We start from the raw sequence: 21,282 nt of genomic DNA on the forward strand, positions 1-21,282 counted from the left end.
CCGATGAACGGCGCGAGCTTGAATCCTTCGTTTCCGCCTTCGTAATCAGGTCCTTAAGCATCTTGACGAGACGCTTAACCGCTTCCTCGCGGCTCGGCTCGTCGTCGGCATGACGCCACAGCTCGGACTTCCACACGCACGCCCTGGTGAGATCCGGTGCCTTTTTGCGACGTGTTTCCACGACGCCACAGCGGATGTTCGTGCCTCCGATGTTGACCGCAAGGATGGAGTCGTGAGCCTCGAAGATCCAGGAAGGAGCGAGATGAAGCGCGCCGATAAGGCCTGCGTCATCGGGGTGGCGATGGATCGGCAGCATCTCGATCTTGAAGTTCTCGGCCTTCAGGATGATTTCGGCGCGCGCAATGGCGAGTTCGCCGAGCCGACTATTGCTGAAGCCGCCACCGACCACGACGCGCTCGGTCTTCTCCCAGGCCTTGGTCTTGAGGAAGCGCCGCGTCATATGGGCGAGTTCCTGCGCGAAGTCCTCGATAGCGCTCTGCACGACCGCCCAGGCGTCGGTATCATCCCCGACCAGGATGGCGTCGAGTTCCTTCTTGCTGATGTCTTCGGAAAGCTCCTTGCCGAACGGGTCTTCGCCGGACTTGCGCAGTGGCTTCCGCCACTTTTCGAGAGTTTCCCGAAAGGCGGCCTTGCTAGCGCGATCCCCAAGAAATCCGTCGTCATCCTTCAGCTCAATATTGAAGCTGTCGACCTCCACTGACGGGAGGCGGGAGGCGCCGTGAGCGGCAATGCCGGTGGTCGTGATCGTTTCGTCAATCATCGTGAACCTTGAACAAGCCGCAGGCAAGCGTGCGGAACGACGCTTAGGGTTATCCCGTTCCTCGCCTGGTCAGACCGATCTCGCCGGTGCACGCTTCGGCAGACCGTCGAGAAGCAGACGAGTAATTTCCTGACGCTCGCTGCAGTGCCCCTTCATCGCGGTCTTGAACGGCATCGCCTGGATTGCCCGCGGCATATCGCCCCGCAAGTCCACCGCGTCTGTGCCAGCAGGCTGACGAGATGTTCTTGCCGTTCATTTCGATTTTCCGAATGCCTGCAGGGACAGGAACGGCAGCCGGTCAGCCGCGTTCCATTGCCATCGTTGGGAGAGGAGATTCAAACATGGGAATGTTCACGAAGGACATAAAATCGATGGAAGACCTGCTGATGCACGGTCTACAGGACATGTACTACGCTGAGCAGCAAATCATCAAATCACTACCAAAGATGATCGAAAAGGCGACCAACCGAGACCTCGTCGCGGGGCTGAAAGGCCATCTCGAAGAGACCAACAAGCAGGTCGAGCGGCTTCAGAACGTGTTCGAAAAGCTCGGCAAGGAGCCTGGCGGCACGCACTGTCCAGCGATCGACGGAATCATCAAGGAGGCCGATGAAATTGCCGGCGAGATCGAGGACAAGGCCGTACTCGATGCCGCCCTCGTCGCGGCCGCACAGGCCGTCGAGCACTATGAAATCTGCCGCTATGGCACGCTCATAGCCTGGGCCGAGGAGCTCGGTCACGACGACATCGTGCGCTTTCTCACCACGAACCTCAACGAGGAGAAGGCCGCGAACACCAAACTCAATACGGTTGCGCTGCGCAAGGGTGTGAACAGGAAGGCTTCGAGCGCGGCTTGATGGCAGCGTCGCTCGATCTTAGCGGCTACGCTGAATTGCAGAGCCGCTGCCTTTTTGTTCGATCCGCACTCTCCGCGCCGACCGCATCTTGCGCCGCGAGTACCACGCCACCACCGAAATGACCAACCACGCAAGCGAGGCACCCAAGAAGGCGGCTGCGACGCTCGTTTCCGCAGCCAACGAAAATACGATCGCAAAGGCCAGCATGCCGAGCGCGCCGAGCGCGGCGCCGGCGGATTCGACCGCGGCCGCCATTTGCCCGCGGCGCTCGCCGGCGAGGCCCGCCTCACGCTTGCGGCGGATTTCATGCTTCTCGATGAGCGTGGCGCTGGCGCAGAAGATCGCCGGAAGGGCGAGGAAAAGCCCGCCGATAGAGGCTCCATAGCGGCTGCTGACGAGGCCGGCGAAGACGGTCGCGGCGCCGCCGAGCGCGAAGCGGATCAGATATTCGTACCAGCGGCCTTCCTTGAGAGATGACGGCGAAAGGCTGATCGGCGTCATGTCTGCCCCCCGGCAAGCGTCAGGGCGCCAAAGGCCACGATCAGCCAGACGACAAGAGATAGCACAGTGGCGGGCAATGCTCGCATCCTCGCGCGAACTAGGATCTGGCAGACAACGACGCTATAAACGGCGAGCGCGATCGCTCCGGCAATCATCGCCTGAGTTTGCAAAGTGGCGTAGCGGGCGCCGTGCTGGTACACTGCGATTCCGAGCGTGGCCAGCGCGACGGAGGGGGCGGCCGCGAAGAGACCGGCGAAGCTCTTGGGACGTAGAAGATCTCCAAGCATCGCGAAGGCCGATACGACAGCGCCCCCGACGAGGAAGCGGATGACGTACTCTGTCATTTCGCTTTCCTCCAGATTTTCGAGAGCGGCCCGCCGGTCCCGTAGACCGGATCCCTGCGCGGCGGCGGCACCTTCGCAATGGTCTTGAGCGCGCGTGGACGGTCCTCGACCGTCGTGCATTCGTCGTACGTCCCCGCCGGTGGGTAGGCGCCGATGACGAGGAAATCGTCGTCTGCCCCCAGGCACTGGTGCCCCGTGCCGGCGGGCAGAATAGCGATGTCGCCGGCCTTCAACGTGAAGATCCTGCCCTTCTTACCGCCGAAACGAACGCGCCCCTTTCCGCGCGCAATGCCGAGCACCTCATGGATCTGGGAGTGATAGTGAACGTAGTCGTAGATGCCGTTGCGCCAGGTGTCTCCCCATCCGTTCGCTTCGAAAAGGTCCTCGATCACGGCCGCCGGGTCGTGGCGCTCATCGAGATCGACGGCGCCGCGATAGATGACCAATGGCCATCGCGGATGATTGGGGACGAGACCGTCGTTCTTGAAGCGGACAGTGTGCGGCTTTCGCGCTTGCGCGAGATCTGGGGCGTTCCGTTTGCCGGGGCGCCGGAGGCCGGTGGCGCGTTCCGCGTATTCCTTCAGGTCCTCAAGTATCGGCATGATCTTTCTCCTTTGGGACTTCGAACGGAAAGCCGGTCCACAACCGCAGCACACGCTCGAGGAATGCTCCGAGCGCGAAACCTGCGACGACATCGCTCGCCCAGTGCGCCAGGACGACTAAGCGCGTCAGCGAGATGCCGACCGCAACGGCGCGGATCGCCCGACGAGGGCCGGCGGGCAATGCGCCGGCCGCGGATGCCAAGGCTCCCATGTGCAGCGCGTGGCCGGAGGGAAAGGCGTCCTCACGTTTCCCGGAAAATGGGGCGCCGTGGATGTGCCCGATCACTGTCCTGCGGTCCGGTCGGGTCTGGTTGAACAGAAGCTTCAAACCATGGGGCAGTAGCGACGCCGCGACCGTGACCAGCAGAGCATGGTTGCCGGCGCGCCGCAGCGGCTCGCCCCGCCCGCGCGACGCAAGCCAACCAGCCGCCGCCAGGACCAGCAGGACCTTCTCGTCGGCACCCCAAGTCAGGGCGCGGGCTACCATCTCCGGAGCCGGCGCAGTGTTGCGGGCGATGAAGCGTGCGGCCACGACATCCGCCTTGGTCGGCCGGACGCTGACCGGAAAGCTTGGGCCTCTGAGGCGACTTGCTGAAACTCTAGCAATTTTGAACATGGCTCATGCGATCGACTTCACCAATCCATAAAGACCTCTGATCGTGCTCTGCTGCTTGTCATCGACAATCAGCCTTCCGCCGTATGATCCGCGCCCAACGCAAGCGAATGCTCGGAACGAACCTTGCTACCCATTGCGGGGTAGATCACATCGAACTCCCTCGAGGATCCGTCGGACGCGAGCCGATGTCATGCCGCGTGAACGGGAAGCCGCCGAAGCAGACGATGTGGCAGGCCTATTCCTCCGCGACTGTCACCTGTCGCTATTCCGCGGCCTGGGCACTTGGCGGAATTTCCGCCGGCGCGAGCGGAGATACGGCGGGCCCATTGAGCGCAGTGCCGTCCGGCGCGAATTGAGACCCGTGGCAGGGACAATCCCAGCACTGCTCCAGCGAATTCCAATGCACGACGCAACCAAGATGGGTGCAGCATGCAGACAGCAGGTGCAACTCGCCCTGGCGATCGCGGCAGGCGGCAATCTTCTTCAATCCGCTGCGAACCAGCCGGCCCTCTCCTAGGCGAAGCCGCTCCACCGAGGCAAGCGCATCGGCGCCGAGATATTCCGCAAAGTTCTTCAGCGGCGTGATGTTCTCACTGATGAAGGTGGTGATGTTCTTGAAGATCTTGCGCTCCGGCAAATAGACGGCCTCCCAGCTATTGCCGCCGACCGTAATCAGATCCGCAATCAGGAGCCCTGCCATCAGGCCATTGGTGATGCCCTGCCCGGAATCGCCGCTGACGAGGAAGACATGCTCTTCGTCCGGGCTGCGTCCGACGAAGCCGGTGAAGTCCATGGGTTCGAGCACCTGACCCGACCAACGATGGGTGATCTCGCCGATCATCGGCAATCGCGCGCGCGTCCACTGTTCGAGCGCGGCAAATCGCGCCTGACCATCGTCGGCCTCGCCGGACTTGTGGTCCTCACCGCCGACAATCACGATGTCCTCATCCGCCGAAGCCGGCTGCAGGCGGACATAGTGATAGGGATCGAGCGTGTCCCAATACAGTGCATCGAGCAGCGAGCCGGCCGGGACTTTGGCCGCAATCACGTAGGTGCGATAGGGCGCCTGTTTGGTATGGATCGCGACGCGCAGACTGACGGGCGAGTTCGTCGCAACGACGACGTCCGTGACCCGCACCTCGCCGCCTGACGTCTTCAGAACGATTTCTCCGCGGCCGTGCTCGATCGTCTCGACGCAGGTGTCACCGTAAAGCCTGGCGCCGCGGCGATGCAGCGCGCGCGCCAATCCGGCAAGGTACTTGGTCGGATGAAAGCGCGCTTGTCGGGGAAAACGAAGTGAGCGCGCAAGACCGCCGTCATGGATCGGTGTCGTATCGCTGCAAAGCTCGACGGGGATGCCCAGTCCCCTGCAGCTTTCGAATTCCTCATCAAGATGCGATGGCAGCGTCTCCGGCGCCAACACCAAATAGCCGTCGACGCGGCGGAAATCGCAGTCAATTCCCTCGGCAGACTGAATCGCCTGCGCGCGGTCGATCGCGGCGGCGACGCTTTGGTAATATAGCCGCGCGCAATCCTCACCGCGGACCCTGATCAACTCCTTGTAGTCGTCGTCCAGGGCCGTCGCCAAATGCGCGGTGGTGCGCGCCGTCATTCCGCCGCCGATCCTGCCGCGGTCGAGCACGATGACCGAGCGCCCGCGAGCGGCGAGTTCATAGGCCACCGACAGACCGGCGATGCCCGCGCCGACCACGCCGACGTCGGCGCGCTCCTGACCCGAAAAGTGCGAAGCCGCCGGGATGAATGTCTCCATCCAAAGCGATTTGGTATCCTCATCCAGCACGTTCATGGCGTTTGTCCTCCGGACTACAAACGAAGGGCAAAGCGCAACCGTTCCTTTGAACGGAGGCCTCCGCGTTCGAGCCCATATGTGCCGACGAGGCTCAAATGGACTGTCGTAGTGGCAGGCTTAGCAATGCGGAAAGGAGAATGATGCCTTTGCTCGCTTCCGAGGCCGGCAGCTGGATGCGCACATAAGAGGGGGGCACGCCCGGTTCCGGTTTTTCTGAGCCGAGCAGAGATCAGAGTCGCGAGCAGCGTCCAATCCGGCTTGGCGCTGGCGGTCGCCAACTGGCATACGAAGCCCTCATGAACCTCAATATTCGTTGTCGGGAAGCAGCTCGAGATAACGCAATCCCAAAGCCCGTGAGTCCTTCAGGAAGTCGTGACGGTCGAACGCCAGCTATCACTCGAATGGCCTTCTCGCCACCTTCACGGACAGCTTCGGCCGCGGCCGCGGTGGACCGTAGGGACGCGATTGACCGGCCTGGATTTGCAACGCTCCACGACACCGCGGCACAAGAAGAGCCCCGCCGAAGCGGGGCTCAGCATCACATCCTCAATACTTCTTGCCCTGAGGATTATCGGCCGGCTGGCTCGATGCCGGAGGATTGCTCTGGTTTGGCTGCCCAGACGGCATACTCTGGTTGGCGGCCGGCGGATTGTTGCCTTGGGCCGGGGGCGCCGCTTGTCCGGTCGTCTGACCGGAAGGCTGTTGCGTCCCGCCCTGTCCGGTCGTTGCCGGCTGGTTCTGCTGGGCCTGTCCGGTCGTTGCCGGTTGGTTCTGCTGAGCCTGCCCGGTTGTCGCGGGCTGGTTCTGCTGCACTTGGCCAGTTGTCGGTTGGTTCTGCTGCGCCGGAGCATTGGCCTGACCGGTGTTCTGATCGGTCGTGCCCTGTTGCGCCGGCTGCTGCTGGCTCGCCTGTCCCTGACCAGTCGTGGTCTGGCTCTGGGTGGCACTGATCTTGTTGGATACGCCGAGCGCCGAGACCGTGCGGGTATCGATCGAGCCGCTGGCCTGGATGCCTTGTTGCCGCTGGAAGGTGATCAACGCCTCGCGCGTCCGCGTACCGAGCACGCCATCCGCTTCACCGGTCAGCAATCCTCGCTCGATCAGCACCTGCTGCACAACACGAATCTCGTCGGGGCTCAGATTGAGCGCAGCGACGCTGCCGCCGCTGACACCGCCACCGCCCATACTGCCGGCGCGGCTGAACCGCGTCCGCGGCCCTGCCGGAACAACATCCACAATCCGGCGGCTGCGATCGAGGACCACGATCTCGTCGTCGACGACGAAGAAGCTGTCGTCGCGGAAGTCCGGGAACACGTCGATCAGCGCCGGGAAGGCCGAGACGGACACCACATTGATGTTTCTCGGCACCACCACGCCCGTATTGATCTGGAAGTTGATCGAGCTGGCGTTAACCCGCGCCACGTTGCGCGAGCTGAGTACCGACTGCTGTAGCGTTGTCTGCTGCTGCGCATTCAGCGATACGCGGCCCGACATGCTCTGGGTCGTCGTACTCTGGGTCGTCGTAGTCTGGTTTTGCGCCGGCGCAGTGGCCTGGGTGCCGGTCGTTGCGCCCTGGTTCTGCTGCGTGCTCTGACCCTGCGTCGTCTGACCCGGCGCGGCCTGACCTGGGGCAGGGGCATTGCTCGGCCTGGTGTTGGCGCCGGTCGTCGTGCTCTGGTCCTTCTGGCCCTGAGGCGTCTTTTGCTCGGACTGGTCGCGCTCGCCACGCCCCTGTCCGATGCTCTGATTGTTTTGCTTGCCGTAGGATTGATCCTTGTCTTGCGCCTTTTGCTCGGATTGACGAGGTTGGTCGCGATCACCACGGCGTTGGCCGGCGGTTTGGTCCTTTTGACCCTGCTGATCCTTACCGATCTGGCCTCTCTCAGCAGCGCGACCACCCTCCCTCATACCTTCGCTACGCTCGGTGCGTGACTGACCGGCCGCAGGGCTTTCCGCCCGGCCGCCTCCGCGTGGCTCCGCGGCCCGGCCCTGTGTCATGCCTTCACCGCGGGATGCACCGCCCGGGCCTTGCGACATTCCGCCTTCGGACTTGCCGCCTCCGGACTTGTCGTGCTCCGCGGCGCCGCTGCCGGCACCCATTCCGCCGCCGCCGCTACCTTCTCGCATGCCTTGCGCCGCCGCCAAGCTGACGCCGGCGAGCAGCACTGCTGTGGACAGCAGGAACCTGCTCTTTCTCATGTTCATCTGCACCTCCTCCGCTTTCTCCCAGTTTTTCGACCGGCACTTTCGGACTCAAACCTTGAAGTCCGTCATGTGCTAAGACGCGCGTGAAGCGCTCATCCGACTTTCCGGTCTGTTGGGAAAACAAGACGGTGTTAGGAACGTTCCTGACTGCAGCATCAAATGGAACCTTGACCGCAGCTAAGGGCGGGAGATTGACGCGACTGCACTGCCACCTCCAGACGCCATGTGGGGCGCAATCTCACGAGAGCCTCTCATCACCGTCGATACCTATCGAATCGGCAGGAACTTTGATGAATTCCGCCGCGTTGGCCGGGGAAAGCGAAGAAGGCGCACGAAGTTCGCGAAGAAGCGGTGAAGACCGCCCGATGAAAGGCATCGGTCAAGAAGATCGAACGCTGGCTCAAACGCTGCCGGCAGGACAGCGGAGGCGTTGACCAACCTTAGCGGCGCCGCGGGACGCCCATCGCTCCAGCGATGCTTTCGGCCAGTCGTTCCAGATATAGGAGGACTGAATGCAGCAGCGCCATCAGGAAAGCGAGCGACCTCGCCGACTTTTCGCATCGATTGCAAACAGGGCATCGCAAGCGGCCGGCCGTGCATCGGCCTTTATTTTGGCCTGCACGGTGATTGTCATCTGGGCTGTTACAGGGCCTCTGTTTCGGTTCTCCGATACTTGGCAGCTGGTCATCAATACTGGAACGACCATCGTGACGTTTCTGATGGTCTTCCTGATCCAGAACTCTCAGAACCGGGACAGCGCAGCCATCCAAGTGAAGCTGGATGAACTGATCCGAACAGGCGCCGTCCAGAATTCCTTCGTCGGAATCGAGCATTTAACCGCGGACGAACTCGAGGATCTGCGCAAGCGCTGCGAAGAACGCGCGAAGGCTGTCGCCGCGAACAGACAGGTCGAGCGGAGAACTGAGAGAGCACGTAAGGCGCACCGAGGTGCGACGGATTAGTGCGCGGTTCACCTCGTCGTCGGCTTGTGGAGCGGCTGTTCCTTGGACGCCGCTTGTTCGGCCTATCTTTAACCTTGTCGCCGCCCACCGCGACGCACATGCTTGCCGCCGGAAACGAGGCAATGGTTCATCGCGGTGCCAAGGCAAGCCTGGTAGCAGCTCATGTACAGCTCGATGCAGCGGGTCATGTCTCCGGTTTTGCGTCGTATGCGATCCTTCCAACTTTTTCTGGGTACTGGCCCCTACGTCCAACGAGCAGGGCGACGCGTTAGGTTCCTGGCCTCGGTTGGATCGTGCCCTCTTCCGCGCCTCGCCTCTCCGTCTCCCTGGAAGTGTTCTAGGATCCCACCCTCCAGCGCCTCGCACGAGCGGCGTAATACCGCGCGTTCGTCTGCGGCTTGATGAATAAAGCTGCGACGCTCGGATGTTGTTTGCGGATTTCGGTCTCGATCGAGATTACGCACTGCTCGATGCCGTCGGCGCGCTTGTCGTCCGCAAACTCGACGCTCAGCGCCGCGACGACCTCGGCCGGCGATAGTTGCACCGTCAAAAGCCCGTTGGCCTGGAGCACGCCGGGTGACCGTCGCGCGATGTCGAGGACGGATCGTGAAAGCTCCGAATGAGCCGGCTCGCCGATCAGCAGGCTCTTGCTCTCCCTTGCGAGCCCGACGGACACGATCCCCAGCAGAATGCCGATTAGGATCGAACCAACGCCATCCCAGACCGGCCGGGCCAGCAATACCGCCGCCGCGGTGGCTGCAGCCGCAATCACGATGCCGACCAGCGCCGCGCTGTCCTCGAGCAGAACCATGAAGGCGAGAGGATCCTTGCTGCGCACGAAGGCCTCGTACCATCCGAACCGCGCACTCTCCGACCGGAAGCGGCGCAGGGCGAAAAGCCACGAGACGCCCTCGAACACGAACGACAGCCCGAGCACGACGAAGCTGACGATGGGATCCTGGATCGGCTCGGGCGCGGTGACGTGGAGGACGCCCTGATAAAGCGAGACGCCGGAGCCAAGCGCGAAGATGAGGAGCGCAACGATAAAGCTCCAGAAATACAGCTCGCGCCCATAGCCGAGCGGAGGGGACTCATCGGGCGGACGGCTCGCACGATGGTAGCCGTAGAGTAGCAGCACGTCATTTGTGGTATCGACCACCGAGTGTACGGCCTCGCTCATCATCGCCGAGCTGCCCGTCCAGAAGGCAGCGCCGATCTTCGTGGTGGCGACGAGGATGTTGCCGACAAGCGCGGCATAGACGATGGTCTTCGACGATCCTTCTGCCGCCATGTTCACCGCGGCCTCATTCTGATGCCTTCACCGCGAGGCCGAATCAGGATCGGCAAAGCCTGCGCCTGCCTTCCGCGCACCGGCGCCTTGCGCGAATGGCTGTAGGCATCCTAGGCCGCAGCGACGATCGCATCGAGTTCGCGCTTGAGCGGCGTGAAGGCAGGATCGATGAACTTGAACTCCTCGCGCGACAGCTTAACCGGCGGCATCCCCTTGCGAATGTCCGGTTCCGGCATGCTGTCTCCCGCGGGCGCCCGCAAGGGTGTGACGCGATCGCTATTCGCGCCAAAACTCCTCGAGTTCCTCGGCGGTTACTAGATCCACCTGGCCATGGAAGCGGGTGCGGTACATCGTCATGAGCGCATCGTGGCCAACATCGGAGGAACTGCACAAGGCGTCCTCCACGATCACAACCCTGAAGCCGAGATCGACAGCGCTCAAGACCGTTGACAACACGCAGACATCCGTCTCGGCTCCGGTAACTACGACCGTGCCGATCCTCTTTCCGACAAGTAGATCTGCCAAACCGGGATTGCTGAACGCCGAATAGGCTGGCTTGTCGATCACGAGCGCCGGAGGGACGAACCGGGCCAGAGCCGGCACGAGTTCGAGGCCGAACGGCGGAATCCGGTTGCGCGTCGCTTCCCTCCAGTGCCGGAAGTAGCTCTGCCATTGTCCAGGGCGATCCTCCGGCTCCTCGGGCGTGATGAAGCGCGAGAACACCGTTCGAACCGTGTATCGTGACGCTATGTCCGTGATCGCAGGTAAAACCCGGTCCATCCAGGGCGTTTCCCAGAGGCCGCCAGCGGCGAAGATGTTCTGCATGTCGATGCAGAGGTGAACCGCATCCCGGATATCGGGGATTTCCGATTCGCTGTCCCTCATCGTCCTCCGCCGTCGAATGCACCACTCGCCTCATCCGGGATTCCAATGAGATTGTTAGGGCTCAGGTTCCATTTCCGAGCAGCCGCATGGAACCAAGCGATTGGCCGACCGTTGGGCGCTAATCGCCAGCGGAGACTGGCGCGCTCTCGCGCCAACCGGCTTGACTTCTCGGCTCGGCCTCCACCGCAGGAAAAACGACATGGCCGATGCCGCAAATCAAATTCCCAATCGCATCCCAACCAACCTCGTCGTCAATGGCGTTAGGCGCACGCTGGACCTGATGCCATGGACCACGCTGCTGGACGCATTGCGTGACCATCTTGAGCTGATCGGCACCAAAAAGGGTTGCGACCACGGTCAATGCGGCGCCTGCACCGTGCTGGTCGATGGCCGACGGGTCAATTCCTGCCTGACGCTCGCGGTCATGATGGACGGCGCGGAGATCACGACCGTCGAAGGTCTTGCCAGGGATGGCGCGCTGCATCCCCTGCAACAGGCCTTCATCGACCACGACGCCTTCCAGTGCGGCTATTGCACGCCGGGACAGATTTGTTCGGCGGTCGGTTTGCTCGCCGAAGGCCGCGCCAGGGATGCTGACGAGATCAGGGAGCTGATGAGCGGAAATCTGTGCCGCTGCGGCGCCTATCCGCACATCGTCGCCGCCATCCAGCAGGTAATGGGGCGGCCATGATCAATTTCCAGTATTCACGCGCCAGCGACGTCGCCGATGCGATCCTCCTGCTCACTGCCCATCCCGGCGCCAAGCTCATCGCCGGCGGCACCAATTTGATCGACCTGATGAAGGAGAATGTCGAAGAGCCATCCCGGCTGATTGACATCTCGCGCCTGCCGCTCCGCAAGATCGAGGAGACCGCCGACGGAGGGCTGCGCGTCGGCGCCTTGGTGCCGAACTCGGATCTCGCCTACGATCCGCTGATCGAGCAGCGCTATCCGCTGCTCGCCAGCGCCATCCTGGCCGGCGCCTCGGCGCAATTGCGCAACATGGCGTCCGTCGGCGGCAACCTGATGCAACGAACGCGTTGCGCCTATTTCTATGACACCGCCACGCCCTGCAACAAGCGACATCCCGGCAGCGGCTGTTCCGCGATCGAGGGCCTCAACCGCAACCATGCGATCCTCGGCACCAGCGCCTCCTGCATTGCGACCAATCCATCCGACATGAGCGTGGCGCTGGCCGCGCTTGGCGCGCTCGTGCACATCGCAGGCCCATCCGGCGAGCACACGATGGCGCTGACCGATTTCCATCGGCTCCCTGGCGACACGCCTCACGTCGATACCAATCTCGGTGCCGGCGAAATCATCACGGCGATCGAACTGCCGCCACGCGGCTTTGCCCATAACTACAGCTATCTGAAAATCCGCGACCGTCTGTCTTATGCATTTGCGCTGGTCTCGGTCGCTGCCGCGCTCGAACTCGATGGCAACGCGATCAGAGAGGCGCGCGTGGCGCTCGGCGGCGTCGCCCACAAGCCCTGGCGCAGCCTTGAGGCCGAAACGGCGTTGCGCGGCCAGGCCGCAACAATAGAGCACTTCTCGCACGCTGCGGATCTCCTGCTGCAGGGCGCAAGAGCCTATGCGCATAACGGCTTCAAGGTCGAACTCGCGCGCCGCGCCATCGTGCGGACGCTGATGCAGGCCGCGAGCGCCACGCCGCAATCGCAGACTCACAAGAAGATCGCGTGAGGGACCGATGACCGCCTATGTCGGAACACCAACGTCTCGCGTCGACGGCCGGGCCAAGGTCACCGGGGCCGCCAATATGCCGGCGAATTCACGGCCGACGGGCTCGTCCACGGCGTCGTCGTCGCGGCCACCATTCCACGCGGGCGCATTGCCCGTCTCGACACCAGCGAGGCGCTGAAGGTGACGGGCGTGCTCGACGTGCTCACGCATACGCATCGCCCGCCGGTCGCCGACAAGGACGAGGCCTGGAAGGACGAAGTGGCGCCGGACGAAGGCTCGCCGTTCCGTCCGCTCTATGACGACAGCATCAAGTTCAACGGCCAGCCGATCGCGCTGGTCGTGGCGGAAGACTGGGAAATCGCCAAATTCGCCGCAACGCTGGTGCGTGTCGAATATCAGGAGGAGCACGCGTTTGCGACCGATCTCGAAGCCGGGCGCAACAAGGCAACTGAGGTGAAAAAGCCGCACGAGCCGCGCGGCGACGCCGCAGGCGCACTTGCACGCGCAGCCGTTCGGCACGAGGCGGACTACTTCATTCCGACCGAGCATCACAATCCTATGGAGCTCTATGCAACCACGGTCGTCTGGAACGGCAATGGCAGGCTCACCGTCTACGACAAGACACAAGGCGTCCAGAACGTCCACAAATTCCTGTGCAGCGTGTTCGGCAAGAAGCCGGATGACATCCGCGTGCTCTCGCCCTATGTCGGCGGCGCCTTCGGCTCCGGCTTGCGGCCGCAATATCAGGTAGTGCTGGCAATGCTTGGCGCGCTCGCTCTGAAGCGCTCCGTGCGCGTCGTGCTGACGCGGCAGCAGATGTACGGGCTCGGTCACCGGCCGGCGACGATCGAGCGCGTCGGGCTCGGCGCCAAGCCCGACGGCACGCTCGACGCGGTCACGCATGAGGCCACGGCCATCACCTCGCGCTACGAGGACTTTTCGCGCAACGACAGCGGCTGGGCGGAACAGCTCTACAAGAGCCCGAACAGCCGCTATTCCCACAAGCTCGTCCGCCTCGACGTCTCCACGCCCTGCGATATGCGCGCGCCCGGCGCGGCTTCGGGCGTCTGCGCGCTCGAATGCGCCATGGATGAGCTGGCCGTCGCGCTGAAGCTCGATCCGATCGAACTGCGGCTGAAGTGCTACTCGGATCGCGACCAGAGCGAAGATCTGCCCTACACCAGCAAGCAGCTGCGCGAATGCTACGCCCGCGGCGCGGAGGCCTTTGGCTGGAGCAGGCGCAATCCCGCAGCCCGCGCGATGCGCGACGGCAACGAGCTGGTCGGCTGGGGCATGGCGACAGGCGTGTGGGAGGCGCTGCAGATGCCGGTCGCGGTCCGCATCGTGCTGACCGCCAATGGCCATGCCGAGGTCTCCTGCGCGGCGTCCGACATCGGCACCGGCACCTACACCATCGTGGCGCAGGTGGCGGCCGATGCACTCGGGCTGCCGATCGAGAACATTAGCGTCAAGCTCGCCGACTCGACCCTGCCGCAAGCTCCCGTCGAGGGCGGTTCCTGGATGGCTGCATCGAGCGCGCATGCGGTGCTGGGAGCGGCCGAGGACATTCGCCAGGACCTCGCGCGCCTCGCCAGTACGATGCCCTCTTCGCCCCTCGCCGGCGTCGATGCGGCCGATGTCACCCTTGTCAACGGCACGATCGCCAGCAACGGCGAGAGGAACGATGCCGTCTCCATCGCGGATGCGATGCGCTACGGCAAGCTCGAGCGGATCGAGAAGCAGAAACTCAACCAGTTCGCGGAGGACAAGTCGCACGCGCGCAATACGCATTCGGCTGTGTTCGCCGAGGTCAAAGTCGACGAGCAGCTCGGCGTCGTCCGTGTCACGCGAGTCGTGAGCGCGGTCGCGGCCGGGCGGATCCTGAACACCAAAACCGGCCGCAGCCAGATCATGGGCGGCGTGGTCTGGGGCATCGGAATGGCCCTGCACGAGGAGACGGTGATGGATCACCGTTTCGGTCGGATCATGAACGCCAATATCGCCGAGTACCACATCCCCGTGAATGCCGACATTCACGACATCGATGTGATCTTCGTCGAAGAGCGCGACGACCGCATCAACAGGCTGGGTGTCAAGGGCCTCGGCGAGATCGGCATCGTCGGCGTCCCCGCAGCAATTGCGAACGCCGTCTATCACGCCACCGGAAAGCGCATCCGCCGCTTCCCGATCACGCTCGACAAGCTCCTCGCCTGATGCGCGAGATCAGCGTTCCCGCATCGAGGCTTATGTCGCGTATCCAAGAAGTAGCGGGGGCAGATGACGAAGGTCGGCCACCACGGTAGCCAACGACCACCGCAAGCAGATCGTCGGCTCGATACAATCCTTCATTGTGCGGTCCCGGCCGCGCGCAGCCCGCGAGGACACTGATCACTTCCCGTAGCTGAGGGACGTGGCCTAGTCGTGCGAATACGATCCATGGTCGAGGACTTTGAGAAGAAAAACACGAACTGTTTGGAGAGGACGGCTTCGAGAAGATGGCAGCCCGCGTAGCCCAACTGGAACAGCAAAATGGGTATTCACGACCTGAACCAAATTACGCCGCGGTAACTGCAGAACCCGTGCCTCCATGAGCAAGCGGAGAATAGCGGATGACGCAATCCCGAAAGGTAGGCAGCTTAACTCGCCGGCATTCCTCTTCGTGATGACCACGGGCGTCGTCAACCTGTTCGGCGACATCACCTACGAAGGCGGCGCCAGCATCAACGGACCGTTCATGGCGACGTTGGGCGCCAGCGCCGCCATCGTCAGCATCACGGCGGGGCTCGGCGAGTTTTCTCGGCTACGCTCTGCGTTTGCCCGCCGGCTACGCGGCGGACCGGACTGGGCGCTACTGGCTAATCACGTTCATCGGCTACGTCATCAACCTCTTCGCGGTGCCGGCCATGGCGCTCGCTGGAAGCTGGCAGGTCGCGGCCGCACTTGTCCTCGCCGAGCGGATAGGGCGAGCGCTGCGCAAGCCCACGGTCGAGGCGATGCTCTCCTACACGACGGGCGAACTCGGTAAGGGTTGGGTGTACGCTCTGAACACCGCGCTCGACGAGATCGGTGCGACCCTAGGTCCGCTCATCATCGCGCTGGTGCTCCTGCTAAAGGGGGACTTCCGGACCGGGTTCGCCTTCCTGACGATCTCGGCCGTGATGGCGCTCGTCGCGTTGGTGGTCGCCCGGGTGAGCTTCCCATTGCCGTCGCGCCTCGAGCAGGGCGATACGGCGCCGGCCAAGGACTTTGGCAAGGCCTATTGGCTGTACATGCTGGCCGGCGCCTTGTTCGCCGCTGGGCTGATGAGCTTCGAACTGATCTCCTATCATCTGACCAAGGCGAAAATCACTTCCGAGCAGTGGATCCCGGCGATGCTCGCGATCTCGACCGGTTTCAGCGTGCTGGCGAATCTGGCCTTCGGAAAGGCCTACGATCGCATCGGGCTTCCGGTCGTGATCGCCGCAGTGAGCGTTTCGGCGGCGTTCTCGCCCTTCGTGTTTCTCGGCGGTTTCTGGCTTGTGCTGTTCGGCATGCTGCTCTGGGGCGTTGGCTACGCGACCCAAGACACGCTGCTCAAGGCGATCGTCGCTGAAGTGCTGCCGGAGGGAAAGCGCAATTTCGCATTCGGACTGTACTATGCGGGCTACGGCGTAGGCTGGCTTGTCGGCAGCATCGTGGCGGGTCTGCTGTACGAAAACTCGCGGGCCGCGCTGATCGCATTTTTGATCGTCGTTCAACTTGCCTCGGTCCCGGTCTTTGTCCTGGCGGGGCGGCAGGAGGGCTCGCGATGAGCGCGGGTCAGTGGCGGTCGCTTCGCGCTGGTATTTACCGTACTGCAGTCACCTCGCCGTCCTTCTTGACGAAGCGGCCCTACCGGATCCTCCAGAATCCGGCACATTGGAAAATGTATGCGGCCGCGCGACAGCAAGCCAGCCAACCGCCGCAAGGATCAGAAGACGTTCTCGTCGGCCCCCAAAGTCAAAGCGCGGGCTAATTCCACCGGAGCTGGCGCAGTGTTGCGGACGATGGAACATTCGACCGCGACATCCGCTTTGGCCATGACCGGAAAGCTCGGTCGTCTACGACGACGCGCTTGGTACGGCTAGTTGGTCTTCGTGAGGTCACGCTCGGAAGCGAGCGAGGGGATCTCTTGCAAGAGCATCCTTCACTTTCTTGGAACGGAAAGCCGCCGTTCCGGTTACTCCACGTTCAAGTGTGCTTAAGGAAGGCGTTGATGCTCACCATGGAGGCTCGGTCGGTTGATCGCCTGCCGAGGGGGGCCGAGTGGCAATATGAGCCGAAGTGGGACGGCTTTCGCTGCCTTTTGATCCGAAGCGGATCGCGCCTTCGAATGCAGTCCAAATCGGGACGAGAGCTTGCTCGTTACTTTCCGGAAGTGGCAGTCGCGGCCCTGAACCTTGCCGAAACACAATTTGCGTTGGACGGCGAGTTGGTCATTCCAATCGGCAAGCGCTTTTCGTTCGATGATCTGCTGCAGCGCATCCACCCAGCGGCAAGCCGTGTCAAACGGCTTGCCACGGAAACGCCGGCCATCTTTCTCGCGTTTGATCTTCTTGGCTGCGGGACAGATAACATTGCGGGGCTCCCGCTCACGAAACGGCGCCCTGCGCTGGAACGGTTCGCCAAACGGCATTTCAAATGCAGCGAGGTCTTTGTCCTCTCTCCGGCAAGTCGAAATCATACCGATGCCGAACGGTGGCTCGCTTCGGCCGGTGGTGGTAGCGATGGTGTCATCGCCAAACGCATTGATCTTCCCTACCAGACCGGCAATCGCGAAGGCATGCAAAAGATCAAACGCATCCGCTCCGCGGACTGCGTGATTGGGGGTTTTCGCTACGGAGAGAGGCGTACTGCCGGGCGCAAAGTCGTAGGCTCTCTCTTGTTGGGGCTCTATGATGAAAAGGGCCTATTGAACCATGTCGGGTTCACGTCCGGGCTCAAGTCTGCAGCGAAGGCGGCGTTGACTGATCAGCTTGAGGCCATCATGAGCGACCGCAGCTTCACCGGAAACGCTCCAGGCGGCCCCAGCCGGTGGTCGACCAAACGATCGGCGGAATGGCAGTCGGTGGAGCCGAAATTCGTTGTTGAAGTGTCCTATGACCACTTCACCGCCGGACGATTTCGTCATGGCACCACGATCATCCGGTGGCGTCCTGATAAAAAGCCGCGCCAATGCACTATGGACCAACTCGAACAGAAATCGGTTCTGCCTGCGGCATTGCTTCGTGCTCCAGCGTAGGAACGTCTACACCGGATAGCTTGGCTGCCCTCGCGCTCCCTCTCGACGTGCTGATCGCTGTCTCGGTTTCTAGTGACCACACGCGTCCTCGCGCTCTTCGAGAGTAGTCAACCGTTACGTTACAACTTGCCGCCGATGCCTGGCCTCTTCCCTGACTATCCAGCGCCTATGATCCGAAACACTAGGAGCAAGGAATCAGTTGAAACCGCGGTCCGACCGAACCCGGCGCGACTGAGACATTCACGCCGGCGGTATCTACGGTCTCAGCTCTGCAGGCGCGCGGCGGCAAGAAGGACGCCTATTGGGCTGTGATGAGAAATGGCACGTGTTTTGATCGGCACATCGGGATGGCACTACGATTCCTGGCGGGGGCCATTCTTCCCAAAAGGCTTGTTGCTCAAGCATCAACTGCAATATTACACAAGCCAGTTCGAGACCACAGAGCTCAACGGCGTGTTCTACCGGACGCCCACGCGTGAGACCGTGAAGAGCTGGCGGGAGCAGACGGGCAAGGATTTCGTGTTCGCCTGGAAGGCCTCAAAATTCATCACGCACTGGAAACGGCTGTCCGATCGATCCGTGAACAGTCTGAAATTGCTCGAGGAGCGAATCTCGCTCTTGGGCGACAAAGGTGGTCCGATCCTGTTTCAACTCCCGCCGCAGTTTGAAGCCAATGCCGATCGGCTTGCTTCCTTTTTCAAGCTGCTCTCCGATAAGCGGCGTTACAGCTTCGAATTTCGCCATCAGAGCTGGTATCAGCCACGCATCTTGAGGATGCTCTCGGACGAGAACATCTCGCTTTGTCTGTCAGACCACCATGATGCACCTGCGCCATGGAAACGCACCGCGGATTTCGTCTACGTGCGCGGCCATGGACCCAGCGGCCGCTATCACGGGCATTATTCACCTGTCACGCTGGCGGAATGGGCAAGGCGCATCAAATCGTGGAACCGTCAGGGCTGTGACGTTCATATTTATTTTGACAACGACCAGAAGAGCGCAGCTCCGATCGACGCGTTGAGGCTTAAGCAGCTTCTACAATGAGCCCACCGCGGGCAACGCCCCACGCACCTGCCTTCTCCTTCATTACCGCCTAACTGCGGCCGATCGTGCAATCACCATAACCAGCTCAACCCAGGTTAACCTTGCCGTTGATGTCGGAGCCTTTCCACCTTCAGTCGTTCCGACGCGTCCGTCGGGTGTTGGAACGAACACCTTTGGCTCCGGTTGGTGAGAAAATTGGTTCGACCGTGCAAAACCAAAAAATGTGCGGCCGAGATCGGAGGAACCAGGATCATGAAACGCTTAGTCATTGCTGTTGGCTGCATTCTCCTTGCAAGCCCCGCGCTGGCCCAATCGGTCGGCGAAAAGACCGGTATCAATTCGGCACTCGGCGTCGCGCCCACCACCGCCGACTTCGTTAAGGAAGTCGCTATCAGCGACATGTTCGAGCTGGAATCGAGCAAGCTCGCCGAGCAGAAGGGCACCGCACAGGAAAAATCCTTTGCCCAGCAGATGGTGACTGACCACACCAAGACCCGCAACGACCTGAAAGCCATGGTCGACGGCGGCAAAGTCAAGGCCGATCTACCGATGGCGGTCGACAGTACGCACCAAAGTAAGCTCGACAAGCTCAAGGACCAGTCAGGTAAGGATTTCAGCTCGAATTTCGACTCCTATCAGGTCAGTGCGCACAAGGACGCGGTATCTCTGTTCGAGCGCTACGCCAAGGGTGGCGATAATTCCGAGCTGAAGGATTGGGCCGGGAAGACGCTGCCAGCGCTCAAGCACCACCTCGAAATGGCGCAGGAGCTTGGCAAGGCGCCGAGCGTCGGCCAGTCCAGTAAGTAGGGCCCTGCCCGATCTGACGAAAGGATGCCGGCAAGCCTGCCGGCATCTTCAGCGGACGCGGCTCTTCGCTCTGCGAGTTGTTGGGCCGAAACGAGATGAACAGCAGATCGCAACCATCGCGCAGGCACGTCGTGCATGCCTCGGAGCCGACTCTTGCGGCAGCTTCTGTGGCTTCCGCAACAGCACGGGGAATCGAGCAGATGGCAGATCAGAAACTCATCGACCCAAGGGACGGTGCCCGAGACCGTCGTTCAAGCAGCATTTGCAGCCATGGCCCGGCTATCGGAATTCCCGCGAAATCCTACCGCGGCGAAAGGAAAGGCATCGTTCCTCGGGAAAGATGGAACCGTGCATTCTAACGCAGGTTAGCCCAACTGGAGCAGAAAAAGGAAACATTCGAGAGGGAGAGTGAGCAATGATCCGTCTTCTGGCAACCACCGCTTTGGGAGTGGTGATCGCGAACGCCGCGTTCGCGCAGTCGCCCCCAAACCCGCGTAATCCGGCTGCTGACCAGCCGACGCAAACGCAGACCAATCCAACGGCACAGCCGAACCCAGCATCGCCGGGCACGGTACAGTCGGCGCCTCAGGCACAGCAGCAGCCGTCCTCGGGCACATCGGCCCAGACGAACACCGGCGCACAGCCATCCGCGGGCACTGGCACGAGCTCGTCGGCACAGCAGACGACCAACCCGCCCGCGTCGCAGCAGAGCACCAATCCGCCGGCAAACACCAATCAGGCTCAGCAGGCGCCGGGTGCGGTTGGAACGAACCAATCTCAGCAGGCGCCCAATGCACCCGTCACCGAGCAGGCCCAGCAGGCTCCGCCGAGTGGCGGCTCGTCGCAGACCGCGGCGCGAACTGACGTCAATATCAACAAGCAGCAGGAAACCCGGATCAGCCAGTCGATCTCGCGGCTCAACGTCCGGCCGGTCACCAATGTCAATTTCTCATTGTCGGTCGGAACGGTTGTGCCCCGCGATATCCAGCTTGCAACCCTGCCGCCTGACGTCATCGAGATCGTACCGCAGTATCGCGGCTTCAGCTTCGCGCTCGTGAAGGACGAGATCGTCGTCGTCGATCCCGCGAACTACAAGATCGTGACTGTGCTGCCGTATTCAGGACAGTCGACCGCGACAACGACAACACGTGAGCGCAGCAGCTCCAAGTTCTCGGACCGTGACCGCGAGGTCGTCCGCAAGCATGCGAAGACGCGTGCCGAGGGTCGGACCACCGGAAGCACCGCGCGATCGGAGATCCGAATCGGCGAGCGCGTGCCAGAGACCGTTGAGATCGAGGAGTTTCCAAGCGAGGTGTACCGAGAGGCGCCCGCCTTGCGAGAATATCGCTACATCCATCGCGACAATCGGACCTTTATGATCGAGCCGCGTGAACGCACGGTGATTGAGGAGGTCGAGTAGCGCCTCAGCCGGCAGAAAGCCGCTCATGCGAAGCGGCTTTCGCGCTTAGAGGACTGGGGCGCATAGATCCGGGCCCGCAGTCAGGGCGCGGATGAGTGGCTGTGACTTGCTAGTTGCGCAATAGCACCTCACCGGGGCTCCGCGTTGGGCATGTTCATTTCGAGGCCCCAAACAGAAACCAACCTCGCGGGAC

At 62.2% G+C, this 21,282-nt stretch carries 18 protein-coding genes and 2 pseudogenes; 10 read left to right on the top strand and 10 right to left on the bottom strand.

Annotated elements, in window-relative coordinates; all coding sequences use genetic code 11:
- Positions 1 to 781 (bottom strand): annotated as a pseudogene (locus JQ632_RS35965) (ROK family protein); the annotation flags it as partial.
- Between the two features lie 341 nt (positions 782 to 1,122).
- Between JQ632_RS35965 and JQ632_RS35970 the strand changes: the two are divergent.
- Entirely contained in the window at positions 1,123 to 1,638 is a 516-nt protein-coding gene (locus JQ632_RS35970) for a ferritin-like domain-containing protein (protein ID WP_212407455.1), read from the top strand.
- An 18-nt stretch (positions 1,639 to 1,656) separates the two neighbouring features.
- Here JQ632_RS35970 and JQ632_RS35975 read toward each other — a convergent pair whose 3' ends face one another.
- From JQ632_RS35975 to JQ632_RS40175, 6 genes are all read right to left on the bottom strand, one after another.
- A complete protein-coding gene (locus JQ632_RS35975) occupies positions 1,657 to 2,139 on the bottom strand; it encodes a DUF3147 family protein (protein WP_212407456.1) in 483 nt (160 codons plus the stop codon).
- Complete coding sequence (locus JQ632_RS35980; RefSeq protein ID WP_212407457.1) at positions 2,136 to 2,483, bottom strand: DUF3147 family protein; 348 nt, start codon at positions 2,481 to 2,483, stop codon at positions 2,136 to 2,138. Before JQ632_RS35980 ends, JQ632_RS35975 begins: the two co-directional genes overlap by 4 nt.
- On the bottom strand, positions 2,480 to 3,085 hold the full coding sequence (locus JQ632_RS35985; RefSeq protein WP_212407458.1) for a cupin: 606 nt from the start codon (positions 3,083 to 3,085) through the stop codon (positions 2,480 to 2,482). Before JQ632_RS35985 ends, JQ632_RS35980 begins: the two co-directional genes overlap by 4 nt.
- The gene (locus tag JQ632_RS35990; protein WP_212407459.1) at positions 3,072 to 3,701 is read right to left on the bottom strand and encodes a phosphatase PAP2 family protein; all 630 of its coding nucleotides are present in this window, start codon (positions 3,699 to 3,701) and stop codon (positions 3,072 to 3,074) included. The genes JQ632_RS35985 and JQ632_RS35990 overlap by 14 nt, the downstream gene beginning before the upstream one ends.
- A 262-nt stretch (positions 3,702 to 3,963) precedes the next feature.
- Entirely contained in the window at positions 3,964 to 5,508 is a 1,545-nt protein-coding gene (locus tag JQ632_RS35995) for an FAD-dependent oxidoreductase (RefSeq protein WP_212407460.1), read from the bottom strand.
- A 549-nt stretch (positions 5,509 to 6,057) separates the two neighbouring features.
- On the bottom strand, positions 6,058 to 7,716 hold the full coding sequence (locus JQ632_RS40175) for a peptidoglycan-binding protein (protein ID WP_283817766.1): 1,659 nt from the start codon (positions 7,714 to 7,716) through the stop codon (positions 6,058 to 6,060).
- 512 nt (positions 7,717 to 8,228) lie between these two features.
- Here JQ632_RS40175 and JQ632_RS36005 point away from each other — a divergent pair.
- Positions 8,229 to 8,678 carry a low affinity iron permease family protein gene (locus JQ632_RS36005; protein ID WP_212407462.1) on the top strand — a complete coding sequence of 150 codons (450 nt, stop codon included), beginning with the start codon at positions 8,229 to 8,231 and terminating at the stop codon, positions 8,676 to 8,678.
- A gap of 337 nt (positions 8,679 to 9,015) precedes the next feature.
- On the opposite strand, the gene JQ632_RS36010 is transcribed toward JQ632_RS36005, so the two are convergent.
- The 3 genes from JQ632_RS36010 to JQ632_RS36020 form a co-directional block, all read right to left on the bottom strand.
- Positions 9,016 to 9,969 (bottom strand): cation diffusion facilitator family transporter, encoded by a 954-nt coding sequence (locus JQ632_RS36010; protein ID WP_212407473.1) that lies wholly within the window; start codon positions 9,967 to 9,969, stop codon positions 9,016 to 9,018.
- Between the two features lie 110 nt (positions 9,970 to 10,079).
- Positions 10,080 to 10,205, bottom strand: a complete 126-nt coding sequence (locus tag JQ632_RS40180; protein WP_283817767.1) for a hypothetical protein — start codon at positions 10,203 to 10,205, stop codon at positions 10,080 to 10,082.
- Positions 10,206 to 10,245: 40 nt separating this feature from the next.
- Positions 10,246 to 10,854 carry a cysteine hydrolase family protein gene (locus tag JQ632_RS36020; RefSeq protein ID WP_212407463.1) on the bottom strand — a complete coding sequence of 203 codons (609 nt, stop codon included), beginning with the start codon at positions 10,852 to 10,854 and terminating at the stop codon, positions 10,246 to 10,248.
- A 199-nt stretch (positions 10,855 to 11,053) separates the two neighbouring features.
- On the opposite strand from JQ632_RS36020, the gene JQ632_RS36025 reads away from it, so the two are divergent.
- The 8 genes and pseudogenes from JQ632_RS36025 to JQ632_RS36060 all read left to right on the top strand — a co-directional run bounded on the left by JQ632_RS36025 (position 11,054) and on the right by JQ632_RS36060 (position 21,089).
- Positions 11,054 to 11,545, top strand: a complete 492-nt coding sequence (locus JQ632_RS36025; RefSeq protein ID WP_212407464.1) for a (2Fe-2S)-binding protein — start codon at positions 11,054 to 11,056, stop codon at positions 11,543 to 11,545.
- Positions 11,542 to 12,558 (top strand): xanthine dehydrogenase family protein subunit M, encoded by a 1,017-nt coding sequence (locus tag JQ632_RS36030; RefSeq protein WP_212407465.1) that lies wholly within the window; start codon positions 11,542 to 11,544, stop codon positions 12,556 to 12,558. Before JQ632_RS36025 ends, JQ632_RS36030 begins: the two co-directional genes overlap by 4 nt.
- 7 nt (positions 12,559 to 12,565) lie before the next feature.
- Positions 12,566 to 14,772: pseudogene (locus JQ632_RS36035) on the top strand (xanthine dehydrogenase family protein molybdopterin-binding subunit).
- Positions 14,773 to 15,371: 599 nt separating this feature from the next.
- On the top strand, positions 15,372 to 16,349 hold the full coding sequence (locus tag JQ632_RS36040; protein ID WP_249152781.1) for an MFS transporter: 978 nt from the start codon (positions 15,372 to 15,374) through the stop codon (positions 16,347 to 16,349).
- 452 nt (positions 16,350 to 16,801) lie between these two features.
- Positions 16,802 to 17,818: an ATP-dependent DNA ligase gene (locus JQ632_RS36045; protein ID WP_212407475.1), complete on the top strand. Its 1,017-nt coding sequence runs from the start codon at positions 16,802 to 16,804 to the stop codon at positions 17,816 to 17,818.
- A 318-nt stretch (positions 17,819 to 18,136) separates the two neighbouring features.
- On the top strand, positions 18,137 to 18,862 hold the full coding sequence (locus JQ632_RS36050) for a DUF72 domain-containing protein (protein WP_212407466.1): 726 nt from the start codon (positions 18,137 to 18,139) through the stop codon (positions 18,860 to 18,862).
- Positions 18,863 to 19,114: 252 nt separating this feature from the next.
- Positions 19,115 to 19,669, top strand: a complete 555-nt coding sequence (locus JQ632_RS36055; protein ID WP_212407467.1) for a DUF4142 domain-containing protein — start codon at positions 19,115 to 19,117, stop codon at positions 19,667 to 19,669.
- A gap of 415 nt (positions 19,670 to 20,084) precedes the next feature.
- On the top strand, positions 20,085 to 21,089 hold the full coding sequence (locus JQ632_RS36060) for a DUF1236 domain-containing protein (protein WP_212407468.1): 1,005 nt from the start codon (positions 20,085 to 20,087) through the stop codon (positions 21,087 to 21,089).
- Positions 21,090 to 21,282 lie beyond the last annotated feature (193 nt).

Origin of the sequence: Bradyrhizobium liaoningense (genome assembly GCF_018130955.1) — a bacterium.
Taxonomy (GTDB): Bacteria; Pseudomonadota; Alphaproteobacteria; order Rhizobiales; family Xanthobacteraceae; genus Bradyrhizobium; species Bradyrhizobium liaoningense_C.

Coding starts and splice junctions, on each gene's coding strand:
- JQ632_RS40180 (WP_283817767.1), bottom strand. CDS start 10,205: ATGCCGGAACCGGACATTCGCAAGGGGATGCCGCCGGTTAAGCTGTCG.
- JQ632_RS36005 (WP_212407462.1), top strand. CDS start 8,229: ATGCAGCAGCGCCATCAGGAAAGCGAGCGACCTCGCCGACTTTTCGCA.
- JQ632_RS40175 (WP_283817766.1), bottom strand. CDS start 7,716: ATGAACATGAGAAAGAGCAGGTTCCTGCTGTCCACAGCAGTGCTGCTC.
- JQ632_RS35980 (WP_212407457.1), bottom strand. CDS start 2,483: ATGACAGAGTACGTCATCCGCTTCCTCGTCGGGGGCGCTGTCGTATCG.
- JQ632_RS35985 (WP_212407458.1), bottom strand. CDS start 3,085: ATGCCGATACTTGAGGACCTGAAGGAATACGCGGAACGCGCCACCGGC.
- JQ632_RS36020 (WP_212407463.1), bottom strand. CDS start 10,854: ATGAGGGACAGCGAATCGGAAATCCCCGATATCCGGGATGCGGTTCAC.
- JQ632_RS36045 (WP_212407475.1), top strand. CDS start 16,802: ATGGAGGCTCGGTCGGTTGATCGCCTGCCGAGGGGGGCCGAGTGGCAA.
- JQ632_RS35995 (WP_212407460.1), bottom strand. CDS start 5,508: ATGAACGTGCTGGATGAGGATACCAAATCGCTTTGGATGGAGACATTC.
- JQ632_RS36060 (WP_212407468.1), top strand. CDS start 20,085: ATGATCCGTCTTCTGGCAACCACCGCTTTGGGAGTGGTGATCGCGAAC.
- JQ632_RS36010 (WP_212407473.1), bottom strand. CDS start 9,969: ATGGCGGCAGAAGGATCGTCGAAGACCATCGTCTATGCCGCGCTTGTC.
- JQ632_RS36030 (WP_212407465.1), top strand. CDS start 11,542: ATGATCAATTTCCAGTATTCACGCGCCAGCGACGTCGCCGATGCGATC.
- JQ632_RS36025 (WP_212407464.1), top strand. CDS start 11,054: ATGGCCGATGCCGCAAATCAAATTCCCAATCGCATCCCAACCAACCTC.
- JQ632_RS36055 (WP_212407467.1), top strand. CDS start 19,115: ATGAAACGCTTAGTCATTGCTGTTGGCTGCATTCTCCTTGCAAGCCCC.
- JQ632_RS35975 (WP_212407456.1), bottom strand. CDS start 2,139: ATGACGCCGATCAGCCTTTCGCCGTCATCTCTCAAGGAAGGCCGCTGG.
- JQ632_RS35990 (WP_212407459.1), bottom strand. CDS start 3,701: ATGTTCAAAATTGCTAGAGTTTCAGCAAGTCGCCTCAGAGGCCCAAGC.
- JQ632_RS36050 (WP_212407466.1), top strand. CDS start 18,137: ATGGCACGTGTTTTGATCGGCACATCGGGATGGCACTACGATTCCTGG.
- JQ632_RS35970 (WP_212407455.1), top strand. CDS start 1,123: ATGGGAATGTTCACGAAGGACATAAAATCGATGGAAGACCTGCTGATG.